The sequence below is a fragment of the Dickeya sp. MK7 genome (genome assembly GCF_000406305.1).
GTDB lineage: Bacteria > Pseudomonadota > Gammaproteobacteria > Enterobacterales > Enterobacteriaceae > Dickeya > Dickeya fangzhongdai.
Genome location: NZ_CM001984.1, coordinates 2,340,265 through 2,357,940 on the forward strand (window position 1 = coordinate 2,340,265; position 17,676 = coordinate 2,357,940).

Annotated in this window: 18 protein-coding genes, 1 tRNA gene and 1 riboswitch; of the genes, 10 read left to right on the plus strand and 9 right to left on the minus strand. The window is 54.8% G+C overall.

Annotation, left to right across the window (positions count from 1 at the left end; translation table 11 throughout):
* Positions 1–111: 111 nt before the first annotated feature.
* Positions 112–1,107, minus strand: a complete 996-nt coding sequence (gapA, locus tag DXXMK7_RS10170) for a glyceraldehyde-3-phosphate dehydrogenase (protein WP_013317844.1) — start codon at positions 1,105–1,107, stop codon at positions 112–114.
* 349 nt (positions 1,108–1,456) lie between these two features.
* Here gapA and msrB point away from each other — a divergent pair, with 349 nt between their 5' ends.
* Together msrB and DXXMK7_RS10180 are read left to right on the plus strand one after the other, a co-directional pair.
* Complete coding sequence (msrB, locus tag DXXMK7_RS10175; RefSeq protein WP_038920962.1) at positions 1,457–1,873, plus strand: peptide-methionine (R)-S-oxide reductase MsrB; 417 nt, start codon at positions 1,457–1,459, stop codon at positions 1,871–1,873.
* A gap of 65 nt (positions 1,874–1,938) precedes the next feature.
* Positions 1,939–2,268, plus strand: a complete 330-nt coding sequence (locus tag DXXMK7_RS10180; RefSeq protein ID WP_038918984.1) for a YeaC family protein — start codon at positions 1,939–1,941, stop codon at positions 2,266–2,268.
* Between the two features lie 45 nt (positions 2,269–2,313).
* On the opposite strand, the gene pncA is transcribed toward DXXMK7_RS10180, so the two are convergent.
* From pncA to sppA, 3 genes are all read right to left on the minus strand, one after another.
* The gene (gene pncA / locus DXXMK7_RS10185) at positions 2,314–2,955 is read right to left on the minus strand and encodes a bifunctional nicotinamidase/pyrazinamidase (RefSeq protein ID WP_038918985.1); all 642 of its coding nucleotides are present in this window, start codon (positions 2,953–2,955) and stop codon (positions 2,314–2,316) included.
* 58 nt (positions 2,956–3,013) lie between these two features.
* Positions 3,014–4,033 carry an asparaginase gene (gene ansA, locus DXXMK7_RS10190; protein WP_038918986.1) on the minus strand — a complete coding sequence of 340 codons (1,020 nt, stop codon included), beginning with the start codon at positions 4,031–4,033 and terminating at the stop codon, positions 3,014–3,016.
* A 138-nt stretch (positions 4,034–4,171) separates the two neighbouring features.
* A complete protein-coding gene (sppA, locus tag DXXMK7_RS10195) occupies positions 4,172–6,022 on the minus strand; it encodes a signal peptide peptidase SppA (protein ID WP_038918987.1) in 1,851 nt (616 codons plus the stop codon).
* 266 nt (positions 6,023–6,288) lie between these two features.
* Between sppA and DXXMK7_RS10200 the strand changes: the two genes are divergently transcribed.
* From DXXMK7_RS10200 to DXXMK7_RS10210, 3 genes are all read left to right on the plus strand, one after another.
* Positions 6,289–6,840: an NAD(P)H nitroreductase gene (locus DXXMK7_RS10200; RefSeq protein WP_038918988.1), complete on the plus strand. Its 552-nt coding sequence runs from the start codon at positions 6,289–6,291 to the stop codon at positions 6,838–6,840.
* A gap of 84 nt (positions 6,841–6,924) precedes the next feature.
* Positions 6,925–8,850 (plus strand): DNA topoisomerase III, encoded by a 1,926-nt coding sequence (locus DXXMK7_RS10205; RefSeq protein WP_038918989.1) that lies wholly within the window; start codon positions 6,925–6,927, stop codon positions 8,848–8,850.
* Between the two features lie 5 nt (positions 8,851–8,855).
* The gene (locus DXXMK7_RS10210) at positions 8,856–9,251 is read left to right on the plus strand and encodes a DUF1496 domain-containing protein (protein ID WP_038918990.1); all 396 of its coding nucleotides are present in this window, start codon (positions 8,856–8,858) and stop codon (positions 9,249–9,251) included.
* Positions 9,252–9,296: 45 nt separating this feature from the next.
* Here DXXMK7_RS10210 and xthA read toward each other — a convergent pair whose 3' ends face one another.
* Positions 9,297–10,103 carry an exodeoxyribonuclease III gene (gene xthA / locus DXXMK7_RS10215; RefSeq protein ID WP_038658881.1) on the minus strand — a complete coding sequence of 269 codons (807 nt, stop codon included), beginning with the start codon at positions 10,101–10,103 and terminating at the stop codon, positions 9,297–9,299.
* A 242-nt stretch (positions 10,104–10,345) separates the two neighbouring features.
* Positions 10,346–10,440, plus strand: a riboswitch (glycine riboswitch).
* Between the two features lie 21 nt (positions 10,441–10,461).
* Between xthA and DXXMK7_RS10220 the strand changes: the two genes are divergently transcribed.
* Positions 10,462–11,082: a trimeric intracellular cation channel family protein gene (locus DXXMK7_RS10220; RefSeq protein ID WP_038658878.1), complete on the plus strand. Its 621-nt coding sequence runs from the start codon at positions 10,462–10,464 to the stop codon at positions 11,080–11,082.
* A gap of 191 nt (positions 11,083–11,273) precedes the next feature.
* Here the strand turns inward: DXXMK7_RS10220 and DXXMK7_RS10225 are convergent.
* The 3 genes from DXXMK7_RS10225 to DXXMK7_RS10235 form a co-directional block, all read right to left on the minus strand.
* Positions 11,274–11,358, minus strand: a tRNA-Tyr gene (locus DXXMK7_RS10225).
* 147 nt (positions 11,359–11,505) lie between these two features.
* On the minus strand, positions 11,506–12,357 hold the full coding sequence (purU, locus tag DXXMK7_RS10230) for a formyltetrahydrofolate deformylase (protein WP_038918991.1): 852 nt from the start codon (positions 12,355–12,357) through the stop codon (positions 11,506–11,508).
* 78 nt (positions 12,358–12,435) lie between these two features.
* Positions 12,436–12,903: a YchJ family protein gene (locus DXXMK7_RS10235; protein ID WP_038918992.1), complete on the minus strand. Its 468-nt coding sequence runs from the start codon at positions 12,901–12,903 to the stop codon at positions 12,436–12,438.
* A 159-nt stretch (positions 12,904–13,062) separates the two neighbouring features.
* Between DXXMK7_RS10235 and rssA the strand changes: the two genes are divergently transcribed.
* From rssA to galU, 3 genes are all read left to right on the plus strand, one after another.
* Complete coding sequence (gene rssA, locus DXXMK7_RS10240) at positions 13,063–13,968, plus strand: patatin-like phospholipase RssA (RefSeq protein ID WP_038918994.1); 906 nt, start codon at positions 13,063–13,065, stop codon at positions 13,966–13,968.
* Positions 13,969–14,027: 59 nt separating this feature from the next.
* Positions 14,028–15,044, plus strand: a complete 1,017-nt coding sequence (gene rssB, locus DXXMK7_RS10245; protein ID WP_038658867.1) for a two-component system response regulator RssB — start codon at positions 14,028–14,030, stop codon at positions 15,042–15,044.
* 200 nt (positions 15,045–15,244) lie between these two features.
* Positions 15,245–16,156, plus strand: coding sequence for a UTP--glucose-1-phosphate uridylyltransferase GalU (gene galU / locus DXXMK7_RS10250; RefSeq protein WP_038918995.1), 912 nt, complete (start codon positions 15,245–15,247; stop codon positions 16,154–16,156).
* A gap of 107 nt (positions 16,157–16,263) precedes the next feature.
* Here the strand turns inward: galU and hns are convergent, their stop codons facing one another.
* Positions 16,264–16,671, minus strand: a complete 408-nt coding sequence (gene hns / locus DXXMK7_RS10255; protein WP_038668517.1) for a histone-like nucleoid-structuring protein H-NS — start codon at positions 16,669–16,671, stop codon at positions 16,264–16,266.
* A gap of 385 nt (positions 16,672–17,056) precedes the next feature.
* Between hns and DXXMK7_RS10260 the strand changes: the two genes are divergently transcribed.
* Positions 17,057–17,656 (plus strand): thymidine kinase, encoded by a 600-nt coding sequence (locus DXXMK7_RS10260; protein WP_038918996.1) that lies wholly within the window; start codon positions 17,057–17,059, stop codon positions 17,654–17,656.
* Positions 17,657–17,676 lie beyond the last annotated feature (20 nt).

Below are 17,676 nucleotides of genomic sequence, written 5' to 3' on the forward strand. Positions count from 1 at the left end.
GATTGGGGGAGCGAGGGCAGCCAACGCACCTGCAACTTGAAGTATGACGGGTATATACCCAATAAAAAAGGGCGACTCATGTCGCCCTTTCATCATCTGTTCATCGCCACATTATTTGGAGATGTGGGCGATCAGATCCAGAACCTTGTTGGAGTAGCCGGTTTCGTTGTCATACCAGGAAACCAGTTTCACGAAGGTGTCGCTCAGTGCGATACCGGCTTTGGCATCGAACACGGAGGTCAGTTTTTCGCCGTTGAAATCGGTGGATACCACGTCATCTTCGGTGTAACCCAGAACGCCTTTCAGCTCGCCTTCAGAAGCGGCTTTGATGGCGGCACAAATTTCTTTGTAAGTAGCCGGTTTTTCCAGACGAGCAGTCAGGTCAACCACGGATACGTTCGGGGTCGGTACGCGGAACGCCATACCAGTCAGTTTGCCGTTCAGAGCCGGAATCACTTTACCTACCGCTTTAGCTGCGCCGGTAGAGGACGGGATGATGTTCTGAGAAGCGCCGCGGCCGCCGCGCCAGTCTTTGTGAGACGGGCCGTCAACGGTTTTCTGCGTAGCGGTAGTAGCGTGAACGGTGGTCATCAGTGCTTCAACGATACCGAATTTGTCGTTGATGACTTTAGCCAGCGGCGCCAGGCAGTTGGTGGTACAGGACGCGTTGGAAACGATGTCCTGACCAGCGTAAGCGGCGTGGTTAACACCCATAACGAACATCGGGGTGTCGTCTTTGGACGGACCGGTCAGAACCACTTTCTTGGCGCCAGCCTGAATGTGTTTACGTGCAGTTTCGTCGGTCAGGAAGATACCTGTTGCTTCAGCAACAACGTCAACACCGATTTCGTTCCACTTCAGGTTAGCCGGATCTTTCTCAGCGGTAACACGGATGGTTTTGCCGTTGACAACCAGGTGACCGTCTTTCACTTCAACGGTGCCGTTGAAACGACCGTGGGTGGAGTCATACTTCAGCATGTACGCCATGTAATCCGCATCCAGCAAATCGTTGATGGCAACGATTTCGATGTCAGAACGCTCCTGGGCAGCGCGGAAAACGATACGGCCAATGCGGCCAAACCCGTTGATACCTACTTTGATAGTCATATATTCCACCAGCTATTGGTTTGTGAATAAAAGGTTGGTTGTAAAATTACAAAAACCTTACTGAGCGTCAAGCGGAATCGTGTCAATCGTTGCGGTAAGTCAAAAGTCCGTTCAACAGTTGCGCGATAAACAGCTATCAGCCTAATTAAAGTGCATAACCTAATCATATGAGGAATACACAGGCATGAAAACACCTGCCATAGGTGTAATTGTGATTGAGATCACAATTAAAAGTGCCTTTGCCGCGTAGGGCTAAGTGTAGGCCAAAATAGGCTGTGACGGTGTTAACTTTTTGTTAGAATTATGCTTCATCGCGCTGGCGAAAAAACCGTGTTTCAGTGAGAACCTGATGACCAAGATAACCGCTTCACCACGTAATCTGAACGAGTTAACCGATCTGCAGCGGCATGTCACGCAGCAGCGGGGGACGGAAAGCCCCTACACCGGCAAACTGTTGCACAACAAGCGTACCGGGGTTTACCACTGCCTGTGCTGTCATCAGCCGCTGTTTTATTCCGACCACAAATATGACTCCGGTTGCGGCTGGCCGAGCTTCGATCGCCCGGTAGCGGAGGACGCCATCCGCTATCTGGAAGACAATTCCCACCATATGCAACGGATCGAAATCCGCTGTGGCCATTGCGATGCGCATCTGGGGCACGTGTTCCCCGATGGTCCGCAGGACACCACCGGCGAACGTTATTGCGTGAATTCCGCGTCGCTCAGCTTTATCGATACGGAAAACGGTCAACAGACGGATGGTTAACGTCGCTAATACAATACTTTGACTTGAAACGTTTCAGCTAAAATCTGACTGCAGGCAGAAAAAACATGCAACTGGATGATTTAATAAACAGCATGACCCCGGAAATCTATCAACGTCTGGTGACGGCGGTGGAGCTGGGAAAATGGCCGGACGGGGTAACCCTGACGGCGGAACAAAAGGAAAATGCGTTGCAGATGGTCATGCTGTGGCAGGCGCGCAATAACGCCGAGGCGGACCATATGACGATCAACACCCGTGGTGAAATCGAAATGAAAAGCAAGCAGGAGCTCAAGCAGCGTTTTGCCGGCGATGCTATTACTACCCCAACGTCTGCTACGACCTCAGCGCCTGCCGCTACCCTGAAACCTATCACCACCCTGAAACCGCAAGACTAAACCCGATCGCGCCAGCATCGACAACTGGCGTGATGCGAGCATGAATTACCGGCTGAGTGACGCGGTAAACGCGGGCAGATCCATTAGCGTGGCGCCGTGTTTCGCCATCACGTCCAGCGCCTGCTGGCTATCTTTCGGATGCAGATTTACGCCGCGACAGCCATCCGTCAGCACCTCGGTCTGATAACCCAGCGCCAGCGCATCCAGCACGGTATATTTGACGCAGTAATCGGTTGCCAGCCCCATGATGGTCAGTTGGGTAATGTCTCTGGCTTTCAACCAGTCATAAAGTTCGGTACGGGTGCGGCGGCCGTTGTCGAAAAATGCGCTGTAGCTGTCGATAAAGGGATGCGTTCCTTTGCGTACTACCCAGTTTATCGCCTGCTGATTCAGCCGGGGATGGAAATCGGCGCCGGGCGAACCCTGAACGCAATGCACCGGCCACCAGATCTGCGGTAAGCCGTCCAATTCGCCCTGGTCGCCTACGCGGGTGCCGGAATTGACGGCAAAACTGCGGTGATCCGCCGGATGCCAGTCCTGACAGGCAACGACTATTACCCCGGCCTGCTGGCAGGCGGCGATAGCCTGGTTTGCCACCGCGACCACGCTATCGCCGTCCGAGACGGCCAGCGCCCCGCCTGCACAGAAGTCATTCTGGATATCCACCAGCAAGAGTGCTCTGTTCATATGGTGTTCTTCTTATTAAAATTTTTATGTTCTGGATGCTGTGTCGGTTGCAGGCGATTTAATCTTTGTCGCTCAGTTCTCCGCGCAGGTTTTGCTGCATTAGCTGGCGAATCTGGTCAGGGGAAAGATCGTTCCTGCTTAACAGATAATGCAGTTTCGTCAGAGCCGCTTCAACCGTCATATCAAACCCGCTGATGACGCCAGCCTGCGCCAGCGCATTGCCGGTGGCGTAACCGTCCATGTTGACCCGTCCTGAAATGCATTGCGTCAGGTTAACCACCACGATGCCGCGTTCGGATGCGCGGCGCAGTTCATCAAGCAGGCCTGAGCTTTGGGGCGCGTTGCCGACGCCATACGAGCGCAGAATCAGCGCTTTTACCGGCTGAAGCAGGAAATTGCTTACCACATCGGCGGAGATGCCGGGGTAGATCGTCACCACACCGATCGGCTGCGGCGTGATGGCATGCACGATCAGCGGCCCGCTAATCGGGTCGGGGTTGGCCGGCGTCAGACGGCGGATGTGAATACCGGCTTCCAGCAGCGGCGGAAAGTTCGGGGAGGCAAAGGCGTCAAAACCGTCGGCGTGCGCTTTGGTGGTACGGTTGCCGCGCAGCAGTTTGTTATTGAAGAACAAGCTGACTTCGTTGACCGGGTGATTGGCCGCCACGTACAACGCATTGAGCAGGTTGGTTTGCCCGTCGGAGCGTAGTTCCGCCAGCGGAATTTGTGACCCTGTCACAATGACCGGTTTAGACAGATTCTCCAGCATGAAAGACAGGGCGGAGGCGGTGAATGCCATGGTGTCGGTGCCATGCAGAATCACGAAACCGTCGTACTGGTCATAGTGCTGCTGGATGTCATTCGCAATCGATTGCCAGTCAGACGGCGTCATATCGGATGAGTCGATCAGCGGCGTATATTCGTGAATAGTGAACGAAGGCATTTCCGGACGATGAAATTCCGGCATCTGCGCCAGTTGTTGTTGCAGGTGGCCGGAAACCGGGATGTAACCGTTGGCGGAGCGCTGCATACCGATGGTGCCGCCGGTATAGGCGACATAAATGGATTTCTTTTGCATGGATAGTCTGGGTCGGGACACTGTTGGTTAGAGAAACGGTTAGCCGTCAAAGGCCAGGATTATAAAAAGGTTCAGTCGTAAATAAAAAGGCTTCGGCGGTAAAAACAGCCCGGCAGTACCGGGCTGTTCAGGGAAGCATTAACGCACGTCGCCGCAATTCAGGCACAGCGCGTAACGGTTTTGCGGATCATTCAAGGCGTCCAGCACCGACGTTTGCGCGCGAACCGTCTGCGCCAGCTGCGCCACCGGCGCCGGCACCACCGCCTGCAACGCGGAAGGCAGCATGGCGTAGACCGAACTTCTGACCTGGCTGAACATCGTATCAAGCAGGTCCGGCTCGCCGGAATACCAGCTCAATTGATAATGTTCCAGTTTGGCCAGTTCCGCCGCTTTCTTCACGGCGTCGTCAAAGTCGCCCAGTTGATCCACCAGCCCGTTGGTTTTGGCATCGCTGCCGACCCAAACATGCCCCTGCGCGATGGCATCCACTTCCTGCGGGGTTTTCTTGCGTGACTCCGCCACCAGTGAAATAAAGTTCTGATAACCACGCTCAATATTGAGTTGCATCAGTTGGCTGGCTTCTGCCGGCAAGGCTCTGGTCTGGGACAGTGCGGCCAGCGGAGAGGTGGCGACGCCGTCGGTGTGTACGCCGATGCTGTCCAGCGAATTTTCGAAGGTGGTGACGACGCCGAAAATCCCGATTGAGCCGGTCAGGGTGCTGGGGCTGGCGATGATGGCGTTGGCCGGCGTGGAAATCCAGTAGCCGCCGGAGGCCGCCATGCCGCCCATGGAAACCACCACCGGTTTGCCCACCTGCCGCGCCGCCGCCAGTTCCGAACGAATCAGCTCAGAGGCGGTGACGCTGCCGCCGGGGCTGTTCACCCGCAGGATGATGGCTTTGACTTTCGGGTCCAGACGGGCGTCGCGGATCTGCGCCGCCGTGGTATCGCCGCCGACATACCCCGGGGTTTCCTTGCCGTCGACGATGGTGCCGTTGGCAAACACCACGGCGATTTCGTTGGCATTGGTTACCGGCGGGGTCGGCGCGTAATCATAGATGCTGGTGAAGTTGAAGTTTTTGTTTTTGGCGTCCCATCCAAAGGCTTTGATTAATGACTGCTCAATCACCGAACGGGATGCGACTTCGTCCACCAGCTTGTTTTCCAGCGCATAACGGGCGGTGTCGCCGTTCAGCGTTTGCAAACCGGCGAGCAGGTTTTCGGCGCCGGGGAACAGCTGTTGCGGCGTGATCTGGCGGTTGGCCGCTACCGTATCCAGATAATGCTGCCACAGGGTGGAAATCCAGCGATTATCGGCCTCACGGGCGGCCGGCGACATGTCGTCGCGGATGAACGGTTCGACGGCCGATTTGTAAGTGCCGACGCGGAAGATATGCGTGGTGACCTTCAGCTTGTCCAGCAGCGTCTTATAGTAAAGGTTATTGGTGGCGAAGCCGTGCAGGTCGATATTTCCCTGCGGGGTCAGGTAGATTTTGTTGGCAAAACTGGCCAGATAGTATTGCGTCTGGTTGAAGTTGTCGCCGACGGCGAAAATCGGTTTGCCAGCATCGCGGAATTCACGCAGCGCCTTGCCGATGTATTGCAGCGAAGGCTGATCCGCGCTGACGAAGTCGGACAGGTCCATCACCATACCGGTAATGTTGCTGTCGTCTTTGGCCTGACGGATGCTGTCGACAATATCAAACAACGCATTTTCCTGATGACGGCTGGCGGACACGCCGAAGAATTCCCGTCCGAACTGGCGTAGTTTGTTGTTGACGGACGGTTTATCCACCACCACGCCCGTCAGATCCAGCATCAACGCCCCTCGCGCCGGCTCTGCCTGCGTGGTTTTTAGCTGGCTATAGACCCCGATGCCGACCAGGATCAAAAACACCAGAAAGAGGTTGAGGATAAATTCGCGGATAAAATTCAGCAGGCGCCATCCCCATCTGAATATTCCACTGAAAATTCGCCACATTGTGCGCATGTCCACTCCGTCAAAAGAAAACTGGGTTTAAGCGGCGCCCCGTGTTTGCCGGGCGATGCGCTGCCAAAAAAAGTATCAGCGCGATCACGCCCGCACGCGGGTCACTGGCGGTATCCTAATGAGCGACAGGATAAAAGTCAGCTATTTATCTTGCCGCCGGGTTGGCGGCGGGGCGCTAACTTGTAACAAATCTTCTACCTGTGCTACCGTGGCGCGCAACCGGATTTTATTCACCGACAGCAGATTTTCATGACAGGAGAGATGTGATGGATGCTCTGGAATTGCTACTGAATCGTCGTTCGGCGTCCCGTCTGGCGGCACCTGCGCCGGCGGGCGACGCGCTGGAGAATATTCTGCGCGCGGGCCTGCGGGCGCCGGACCATGGCGCGCTGCAGCCGTGGCGTTTCTCCCTTATTCAGGATGAGGGGTTATCCCGCTTCAGCGATCTGCTGGTCAGCGCGGCATTGCAGGATAATCTGGACGAGGCCGCGGTTGAAAAAGCGCGTCAGGCGCCATTCCGCGCCCCGATGATCATTACCGTTGTCGCGCACTGTGAGGAAAATCCTAAAGTTCCGCACTGGGAACAGGTCGTATCCGCCGGCTGCGCGGTGCAGGCAATGCAAATGGCGGCGCTGGCGCAGGGGTTCAACGGTATCTGGCGCAGCGGCGCCTGGACTCATCATCCGCTGGTGCGCGACGCCTTTGGCTGCCGTGCGCAGGATGAAATTGTCGGTTTCCTTTATTTAGGGACGCCTCAGCTTAAAGCCTCCGCCGCGATCACGCCCGTTGATAGCGCGAAGTTTGTCAGCTATTTCTAATTTCTGTATTGACGATGTTTCCCCTGATTCGCGTTCCTGACGGTGCGCGCGTCAGGAAATATCCGTTCTGCCTTGCGGTGTGACATGCGACTGTTTATTGCGGAAAAACCCAGTCTTGCCAGAGCCATTGCCGATGTGCTGCCCAAACCGCAGCGACGCAGCGATGGCTTTATTGCCTGTGGCGAACAGGATGTCGTGACCTGGTGCGTGGGGCACCTGCTGGAACAGGCGCAACCGGATGTGTACGACGCCCGTTATGCGCGCTGGTCGCTGGCGGATCTGCCGATTGTACCGCAGAAATGGCTGTTGCAGCCGCGACCGTCTGTCAGCAAACAGCTGAATGTTATAAAAAAATTACTGACTCAGGCCGATGAAATCATTCATGCCGGCGACCCGGATCGGGAAGGGCAGTTACTGGTGGACGAAGTGCTGGAGTATCTGGCGCTGCCGGAAGAAAAGCGTCAGCATGTGAGCCGCTGCCTGATCAACGACCTGAATCCGCAGGCGGTGGAGCGGGCGGTGTCGCGCCTGCGTGAAAACCGGGAATTCGTTCCGCTGTGCGTCTCCGCGCTGGCCCGCTCGCGCGCCGACTGGCTGTACGGCATCAACATGACTCGCGCTTATACCCTGCTGGGGCGAAACGCCGGTTACGAAGGCGTGTTGTCGGTCGGTCGGGTGCAGACGCCGGTGCTGGGGCTGGTGGTGCGGCGTGACGAAGAGATCGACAATTTTGTGGCCCGCGACTATTTCGAGGTTAAGGCGCATATCGTCACCCCGGCCGACGAGCGGTTTGTCGCCTTGTGGCAGCCCAGTGAATCCTGCGAACCTTATCAGGACGAAGAAGGGCGGTTACTGCATCGCCCGCTGGCCGAGCACGTCGTCAAACGCATCGAAGGGCAACCGGCGAGGGTTACCGCCTATAATGATAAACGGGAATCGGAAACCGCGCCGCTGCCGTATTCTCTTTCCGCTCTGCAGATTGAAGCCGCCAAACGCTTTGGCCTTAGCGCCCAGCAGGTGCTGGATGTTTGCCAGCGGCTGTATGAAACGCACAAGTTGATCACCTATCCGCGTTCGGATTGCCGTTATCTGCCGGAAGAGCATTTTGCCGGGCGACAGGCGGTGCTGAACGCGATTGCAGCGCATCAGCCGGATTTGTTGCCGCAGCCTGCCGTTGATCCCGAGCGCCGCAACCGCTGCTGGGATGACGGCAAGGTCGATGCCCACCACGCCATTATTCCCACGGCGCGCAGCGCCCGCACCTCGTTGACGGAACATGAAAGCCAGGTCTATGGGCTGATTGCCCGGCAGTACCTGATGCAGTTTTGCGCGGATGCGGTGTTTCGTAAATGCGTTATCGATCTGGATATCGCCGGCGGCAAGTTTGTCGCCAAGGCGCGATTTCTGGCTGAGGCAGGCTGGCGGACGCTGCTGGGCAACAAAGAGCGGGATGAGGAAAATGAGGGGATGCCGTTGCCGGTGGTGGCAAAAGATGATGAACTTTTGTGCGAGCGGGGCGAGGTAGTGGAACGGCAGACTCAGCCGCCCCGACACTTCACCGATGCAACCTTGTTGTCCGCCATGACCGGTATCGCCCGCTTTGTGCAGGATAAGGCGTTGAAGAAAATCCTGCGCGAAACCGACGGGTTGGGCACCGAAGCCACGCGCGCAGGCATTATCGAGCTTCTGTTTAAACGCGCGTTTCTGATCAAGAAAGGGCGTTATATTCATTCCACTGATGCGGGCAAAGCGTTGATTCACGCTTTGCCGCCGATGGCGGCGCACCCGGACATGACGGCGCACTGGGAAGCCACGCTGACGCAGATCAGCGAAAAGCGCTGCCGCTATCAGGATTTCATGCAGCCCCTGACCCAGTCGCTGTATGAACTTATTCAGCAGGCCCGGCAAAGTGGTAATATCACGGCATTCAGAGGATTACCGCCGGTTAAACGTTCTCCGCCCGCGGGGCGGAAACGTCGCCAGTCACGTTCAGCCAGCACAAAGGAGTAACGCAGATGAAAGCATGGGGCACCTTCCTGATGACAACAGGCCTGTTGTTATCTTCCGCTGCGCAGGCGGCGACGCAAACCACGGTGATTACGCAGGGGAATCCTGTGGTGCTGCCGGGTAATGGCAGCAGTACCCACGGCACGGTATCCACAACGCAGGGCAGCACCAACACCGAGGTGGTGGTGCCGGTTCCTCCTCAGGTGATCTGGGGAAACGGCAATGGCGGCAACGTGCAGCGTGAAGCTCAGGTTAATTGCATGAGTTGCTGCATTTATCAGAACAGAAACTACTCTGAAGGCTCGGTGGTGAGGGCGGAAGGGGTGTTGCTGCAATGTCAGCGCGATAAGGGCAATCTCGGCACCAACAATCTGGTGTGGCGGATCATCAAAGAACAGCAGTAAACGTACGCGGTGATAGCGGGGCTGCTTGCAGCCCCGATCGCGTCATCAGAGCGTGAATTCCGCCCACACCGGCGCGTGGTCGGAAGGTTTCTCCATTCCCCGAATCGCATAATCGATACCGGTGGCCGCGCAGCGGCTGGCCAGCGGTGCCGTGGCCATAATCAGGTCGATGCGCAGGCCGCGGTTGTCGTCAAACCCGGCCGAACGGTAATCAAACCACGAAAACCGGTCCTGACACTCGGGATTGGCGGCGCGGAAGGTATCGACCAGTCCCCAGTTTTTCAGCCGCTCCATCCATTCGCGTTCTTCCGGCAGGAATGAGCACTTGCCGGTGCGCAGCCAGCGTTTACGATTGTCCTCGCCAATACCGATATCCAGATCGGTCGGACTGATGTTCATGTCACCCATAATCAGCACCGGCTGGTCCGCCTGATGGTGCTGGTCAAGATAATGCTGCAAATCCTGATAGAAACGGGTCTTGGCCGGGAATTTCACCGGGTGGTCGCGGCTTTCGCCTTGTGGAAAGTAGCCGTTGACCACGGTCAACGTGCCAAGCGGCGTCGCCAGGTCCGCCATGATGATACGGCGCTGGGCGTCTTCTTCGTCCGTGGGGAATCCGCGACGGACCGCCAGCGGCTCGGCTTTGGTCAGCAGCGCAACGCCGTAGTGGCCTTTCTGCCCGTGGTAGAAGACGTGATAACCAAACTGTTTCACCTCTTCGAGCGGAAACATATCATCGTGGACTTTAGTTTCCTGCAGACCGATCACATCAGGCTGATGTTGTTCGATGATTGCGGCCAACTGGTGTGGTCGGGCGCGCAGCCCGTTGATATTGAAAGAAACAAACTTCATGTTCGCTGCCGTTGTTAAAAAAACGTGCCCCGATGTTAGCAGAAAGGCGGGAGTCGAGTCACGGCGGCTACGCTGCTGTATCAGCAGTCATAACTATCGGTGATGGCTGGTTGAACCGGGCGGCGATAGCCCGTATACTCCGCGGCTTGCAGGAGAGCGGAAGGCACGACATGTCACGACACGCCTTCCCGCCGAAGGCGCAAACTCCCATAATCGCTCAGGCTACCTTACTGCACATTTCTATGACGCCAACTGGAGAGCGGTTGCCAGACAACCCACCGAAGGGGCAAGCGGTTTTACCGCGTAAACTCTCAGGTAAAAGGACAGAGGGAGGGGCACATTTCACAAGGGTACGTGTGTGCTGACCTATATCTATCTGATCGCTATTACCGCTGAGGGTATGTCCGGCGCGCTGGCTGCTGGCCGCCGCAACATGGACATCTTCGGTGTTTCAATGATCGCTTTTATTACCGCGCTGGGCGGCGGTACGGTGCGCGATATTCTGCTGGGTAACTATCCCATCGTCTGGACTCAGCATCCTGTCTATATCTACCTCACGATTGGCGCCGGACTGCTGGCGGTGCTGGCTGCGCGCGTGATGCACCATCTGCACCGGCTGTTTCTGGTGCTGGACGCCATGGGGCTGGTGGCATTCACCATTATCGGTTGCAATGTGGCGATTGAGCTGGGGTATTCGCCGACCGTGGTGGTGATGGCGGGGATTACCACCGGTATTTTCGGTGGGATCTTGCGGGATATTTTCTGCAACCGAACGCCGATGGTGCTGCGCAAAGAGCTGTACGCCTGCGTTTCATTGCTGGTGGCGCTGGTTTACCTTGGCCTGCGCGAAATCGGCATCAACCACGATCTAAATCAGCTGATCTCTTTCTCTGTCGGGTTATCGCTGCGTCTGGCGGCTATTTTCTGGTCCTGGCAGTTGCCGGTATTCAGTTATATGCCGGAACGCTGGAAAGAGTAATCACGTTATTCTGCTGTGCTGTCACCGCGAAATCGGTATGTGAATATCACAGAGTCATCGCTGCGATTCTTCATGGTGCGATAAATCGGTCGAGGCGACGTCGCGATGTGTTTTTCTTGCTGCGCTTTCGGGTGATTTTTTGTTTGAGGGGGAAGCTATGCAGTGAGGATATGTCGTAGCGACTTGAGAGATGGTGGTGGGGGAAGGATTCGAACCTTCGAAGTCTGTGACGGCAGATTTACAGTCTGCTCCCTTTGGCCGCTCGGGAACCCCACCACTGGCCTGATTGCTCTTTCGTGTCGAGCGGGGCGCATCATACCAAATGCCGCGCCCCTGTAAAGACCGAAAAAACAAAAACAAGTTCGTTTGCCGGTTTTTTATGCCGCCCGCTGCAATTGTAGGCGAAGGGCGGCGAAGTGCTAATCAACGCAGAATAATCGTGCGGTTGCCGTAAACGAACACCCGCTGAGCCAGCACATGGTACAACGCCCGGCTGAGTACGTTTTTTTCCACGTCGCGACCGGCGCGCATCATGTCGTCCGCGGTGTAAGTGTGATCGACGTGAATCACGTCCTGCATGATGATCGGGCCTTCATCCAGACTGTCGTTCACATAATGGGCGGTGGCGCCGATGATCTTCACGCCGCGCTCGTAAGCCTGATGGTACGGGCGCGCCCCGATAAACGCCGGCAGGAACGAATGATGGATGTTGATGACCCGGTTGGGGTAGTGCTGAACAAAGGCGGGCGTCAGCACGCGCATGTATTTCGCCAGCACCACATAGTCAGGCTTGTATTGGTCGATCTGCGCGATCATTTTCAGATCGTGCTCTTCGCGCGTCAGGCCTTCGTGGCTGACCAGATGGAACGGAATATCAAAGCGCTCTACCAGCGTACGCAGCGTTTCGTGGTTGCCGATTATCGCCGCGATCTCGACATCCAGACCGCCATAGGCGCTTTTCATCAGCAGATCGCCGAGACAGTGAGCTTCCTTGGTAACCAGAATCACGATACGGCGACGCCCGGCGCTGCTCAGTTCACGCACGGAGCCTTCCGGTAAGGCGCTGTCCAGATCGGCCTGCAGCGTGGTGTCGTTGAAGATACCTTCCAATTCCGTACGCATGAAGAAACGACCGGTGCGGTGATCAACGTATTCCGAGTTCTGCACGATATTCAGCTCGTGCTTGTAACAGATGTTGGTGATCTTGGCGATAAGCCCTTTTGCGTCAGGGCAGATTGTCCGTAAAATTTTTCTTTGGATATTCTGGGATTGCATGGAATTGGGATCCTGTCCAAAACATAAATCAGATGTTGCCGTTACGCGATGCCGGAATCATCGCGGTAATCGAGAGTATTATTGTCCACAGCACTTTTTGTATTTTTTGCCGGAGCCGCACGGACAGGCGTCGTTCCTGCCGGTTTGCAGGTGAACGCCGTCGACATAGTACCAGCGATCGCGATAACGAAGGAAGCGAGAACGTTCTCTCATCAGTACCCGACGCGCCGGATGTTCGGTTGTGCTGTAGCTGGCCGCGAACTCGACATAGCCTTCATCCGCCGTTTTTCCCGGCGCGACGTCCAGTATCCGCAGACCGAGCCAGTGTGTATCGGCGCAACTGGCGGCGATGTCGGCTCGCCAGTTTTCTGCGTGGCAATCCGGATGCCAGGTGGCGACCAGATAATCGACATCCTGTTTGACGTAGGCACTGTACCGTGAACGCATCAACAGATCAGGGCGCGAAGCCTGGGTATCACCGCGCAGATAGGGCTGGCAGCAGTGTTCGTAAGGCTGATCACTGCCGCACGGGCAACATTCGGACACAATATCTCCTGCAAAACTCTGCAATAAGGTTAAATAATTGAGACGCCACTGATAAGGCGTGCGCTATGTTACCCAATAGGGTTCGCGTATCGCAATAATCCTGCCTGGCGGATACATAACAGCAGGGCAGCGCCTAGAATAAGATACAGGAGAAATACCATGCGGAAGGTAACAATCGGTCTGGCATTGGGATCCGGCGCGGCTAAGGGATGGGCGCATATCGGCGTGCTGAAAGCGCTGGAGGATCTGGGGATTGTGCCTGACGTGGTGGCGGGGTGTTCGGTGGGGGCGCTGGTCGGCGCCGCTTACGCCACGCACCGGCTGGACAGCATGGAGCACTGGGTGTGCGGCTTTCGCTACTGGGATGTCATTCGTCTGATGGACTTCTCCTGGGGGCGCGGCGGATTATTGCGGGGGGATCGCGTTTTCAACCATGTAAAGCATTTGCTACGTACGCAACATATTGAGGAGTGTGCTATCAAATATGGAGCAGTGGCAACTAATTTGAGTACGGGAAGGGAACTTTGGCTAACGCAAGGGGACTTACATTTGGCTGTTCGCGCTTCCTGCAGTATGCCGGGGTTATTGTCCCCCGTACAATTCAATGGTTACTGGCTGGTGGATGGGGCTGTCGTTAATCCGGTTCCGGTTTCATTGACTCGCGCGATGGGCGCGGATGTGGTGATTGCGGTGGATTTGCAGCACGACGCCAGCTTGCAGCAGCATAATTTGCTGTCTGCCAGACCGGCGGCTCAGGCGGAAGCGATTGCCGCGCCGCACGGCTGGCGTCAGCGTCTTCGGTATCGTCTGTCTCACCGTTTTCGTCGACAGACGGAAGCGACGCCTACCGCGATGGAGATCATGAGTACCTCCATACAGGTATTGGAGAATCGCCTGAAAATGAATCGCATGGCGGGCGATCCTCCGGATGTATTGATTCAACCCTATTGTCCGCAAATCGCCACGCTGGATTTTCATCGGGCGGAAGAAGCTATTGAGTCCGGCAGGCTGGCGGTGGAAAAACAGCGGGAGCTGCTGTTGCCGCTGGTAAACCGGGGCGTATAGGGTTATTTCCGATTTAGGATTCGGCAACGAATGATGATGAGCGGTGCAAGGGGTCATTGATGGCACAACCACTGACGGGAAAACACATTTTGGTTGTTGAGGATGAGGCTGTTTTCCGTTCCGTGCTGGCCGGTTATCTGACATCCCTGGGCGCAGACGTGCATGAAGCGGATAACGGCAAGGATGCGCTGGAAAAAATGGCTCATCAGCCGCCCGATCTGATTATCTGCGATCTCAACATGCCCATGATGGGCGGTTTCGAATTCGTCGAGCGGCTGCGGCTGCACGATATCACTACGCCGGTGCTGGTGGTGTCCGCCACCAGTCACCTGGCGGACATCGCCAGAATATTACGTCTTGGCGTTCAGGATGTGTTGCTCAAACCTATCCATGACTACACCCGCTTGCGCGAATCGGTGATGGCTTGCCTGTACCCGACGATGTTTACTTCGCAGGCCAATGAAGTCGAACAACTGATGCATGACTTGGATACGCTGAACCAGTCGCCCGGTGCGGCGTTGAAGCTGCTTGAGCAGTTGCAGCCGCCGGTTCAGCAGACGCTGGCGCGCTGCCGGGTCAATTATCGGCAACTAATGGCGGCGGACCGCCCTGGGCTGGTGCTTGATATTGCGGCGCTGTCCGGGGACGACCTGGCGTTTTATTGTCTTGATGTGACGCAGGCGGCTAATAATCACGGCGTGCTGGCGGCGTTGCTGTTACGGGCGCTGTTCAACAGCCTGTTGCAGGAGCATCTGGTGCATCAGCAGCGCCGGTTGCCCGAATTACCGGTATTACTCAATCAGGTTAACCAATTATTGCGTCAGGCCAATCTGCAAGGGCAGTTTCCCTTGCTGGTCGGTTACTATCATCGGGAGCTGAAACGGCTGATCCTGATTTCGGCGGGGTTGCATGCCACCCTGAGTGTGGAAGAACAACACATCGGGCTAAATAACGGGGTGCCGTTAGGCACGCTGGAAGCCGCTTATCTTAATCAACTCAGTTATCAGTGCGAGTCATGGCAATGCCAGATGTGGGGCAGCGGCGGTCGCTTGCGACTGATGCTTTCTACAGACTAATCCGATAGCTGCGAATTTCCCCGCACTTCAGACCAGGTGTATCTATCGTTATTATTTTTTATTCCCTAGTATGTGGCCTATGATTTTTAATCACGAATCCAGATTGGTCGAGCATCGCGCATTGAACCTGATATACTTTCGCGGTTTTATGCACCGGACAAATAAAGCTCATTATTTGAACGATATATACGAGGTTGTTTATGTCAACTGTTAATAAAAAAGTAAAAAAAGCGGTCATTCCAGTGGCTGGGTTGGGGACGCGTATGTTGCCTGCTACCAAGGCCATTCCCAAAGAAATGCTGCCGCTGGTCGATAAGCCGTTAATCCAGTATGTGGTTAATGAATGTATTGCTGCCGGTATCAATGAAATAATTTTAGTTACACATTCTTCTAAGAATTCAATAGAAAACCATTTTGATACCAGTTTTGAACTGGAAGCCATGCTGGAAAAACGCGTTCAGCGCCAGTTGCTGAAAGAAGTTCAGGCTATTTGTCCGGAGCATGTCACTATTATGCAGGTCCGTCAGGGGCTGGCGAAAGGATTGGGGCACGCGGTACTTTGTGCCCACCCGCTGGTTGGCGACGAGCCGGTGGCGGTTATTTTGCCGGACGTGATCATCGACGAATATGAATCCGATCTGAAAAAAGACAACCTGAGCGAAATGCTGCAACGTTTTTATAGTACAGGTCATAGCCAGATTATGGTTGAGCCGGTGGAAAACGTCAGCAGTTACGGTGTAGTGGATTGCAAAGGCGTGGAATTAAAACCGGGCGACAGCGCACCGATGGTCGGCGTGGTGGAAAAACCCAAGGCGTCGGAAGCGCCGTCTAATTTGGCGGTGGTCGGGCGTTATGTGCTGTCTGCACAGATCTGGGATCTATTGAAGAAAACAGAACCGGGTGCCGGTAATGAAATTCAGTTGACCGACGCTATCGCCATGCTGATGGAAAAAGAAACCGTTGAAGCTTATCACCTGAAAGGGGTAAGCCATGACTGTGGTAATAAGCTGGGATACATGGCCGCTTTTGTGGAATATGGTATTCGCCATGACGCTCTGGGTGAAGACTTTACCCAGTGGCTGAAAGAGGCGATAGAGGAAGACGCCAATTAATCTTCTCCCCCCTGTACTTTTAGTTAGTACGGGGGAGTGCCTGAATCAGGGCATAAAAAAACACCCCTTTGAGAGGGGTGTTTTTGTTTTTATTCTCGGGCTGTAAATTACAGCAGGAAGTCATCCAGAGACTTGCCTTGTTCTTCGATTGCTTTCTTGATGACTGCCGGGGTGCGGCCCTGACCGGTCCAGGTTTTCAGCTCGCCGTTTTCGTCGGTGTACTGATATTTAGCCGGGCGTGCTGCACGTTTGGCTTTACCGGCAACTTTGTTTGAACCCAAAGATTGCAGTAATTCGTTCGGGTCAATGCCATCGGCAATAAGCATTTCACGATACTGCTGTAATTTGCGTGTGCGTTCTTCAATTTCTGCCTGAGCCTGGTTTTCTTCTTCGCGGCGCTCGTTCACCACGACTTCCAGCTTTTCCAGCATTTCTTCCAGCGTTTCGAGGCTGCATTCTCTTGCCTGGGCGCGCAGGGTGCGGATGTTGTTTAGAATCTTAAGTGCTTCGCTCATTGGATTAATCTCAAAATAAATATTATTGGTGACAGTACAGAGATAATAGAGTGCCGTTTTATTTTCTGCAATAGGTAAAATTGTCAGGTTGTTAAAATTTAGCAAATTTAAAACGGAAATCACGTGTTGACTGACCAATATAAATTTCGGACAAGCCAGCTAATACATTCTGTTAGCGCGATCTGCAGCGGAAATAGCCATGTGGAGCGTCTCGATAGTTTCTTTGAACCCTCACGATGGAACTATCTATATTACTAAACCACAGAATGATTCAGGGCGCGTGCGGAGCGGGAGGCGGCGCGACTAAACCCTCGTCAGCGGCAATACCTATGTTACAATAAATTTTAACGATTACTGACCGGTGAATGCCGTTGAACGAGGAGCCATGGCGCAGCTTTATTTTTATTATTCCGCGATGAATGCAGGGAAATCCACCGCACTGTTACAGTCTTCATATAACTACCAGGAAAGGGGAATGCGAACCCTGGTGTTTACGGCTGAAATAGATGACCGTTCCGGGCGAAGCGGCATCGTTAGTTCCCGTATCGGTCTCTCTTCACCGGCGTTATTGTTTAACGAACAGACAGACTTATTCCAGACGCTTGAGCTGGAGCATCGTCAGCAAACTATTCACTGTGTGTTAATTGATGAAAGTCAGTTTTTGACACGTGAACAAGTGAATGCGCTGTGTGATGTTGTCGATCAATTAGACATTCCGGTTCTCTGTTATGGCCTGCGTACCGATTTCCGCGGGGAATTGTTCAGCGGAAGTCATTATTTATTGGCCTGGGCAGACAAACTGATCGAACTTAAAACCGTCTGCCATTGCGGGCGTAAAGCGAATCACGTATTGCGGGTGGATTCGCATGGCAAGCCTGTCATTGAAGGCGAGCAAGTCGTTATCGGCGGAAATGAGAGTTACGTATCGGTGTGTCGAAAGCATTATAAAATCGCGTTGGGATTGACCCGACCTGAAACGAAATAATCCATATCTATATAGGCTAA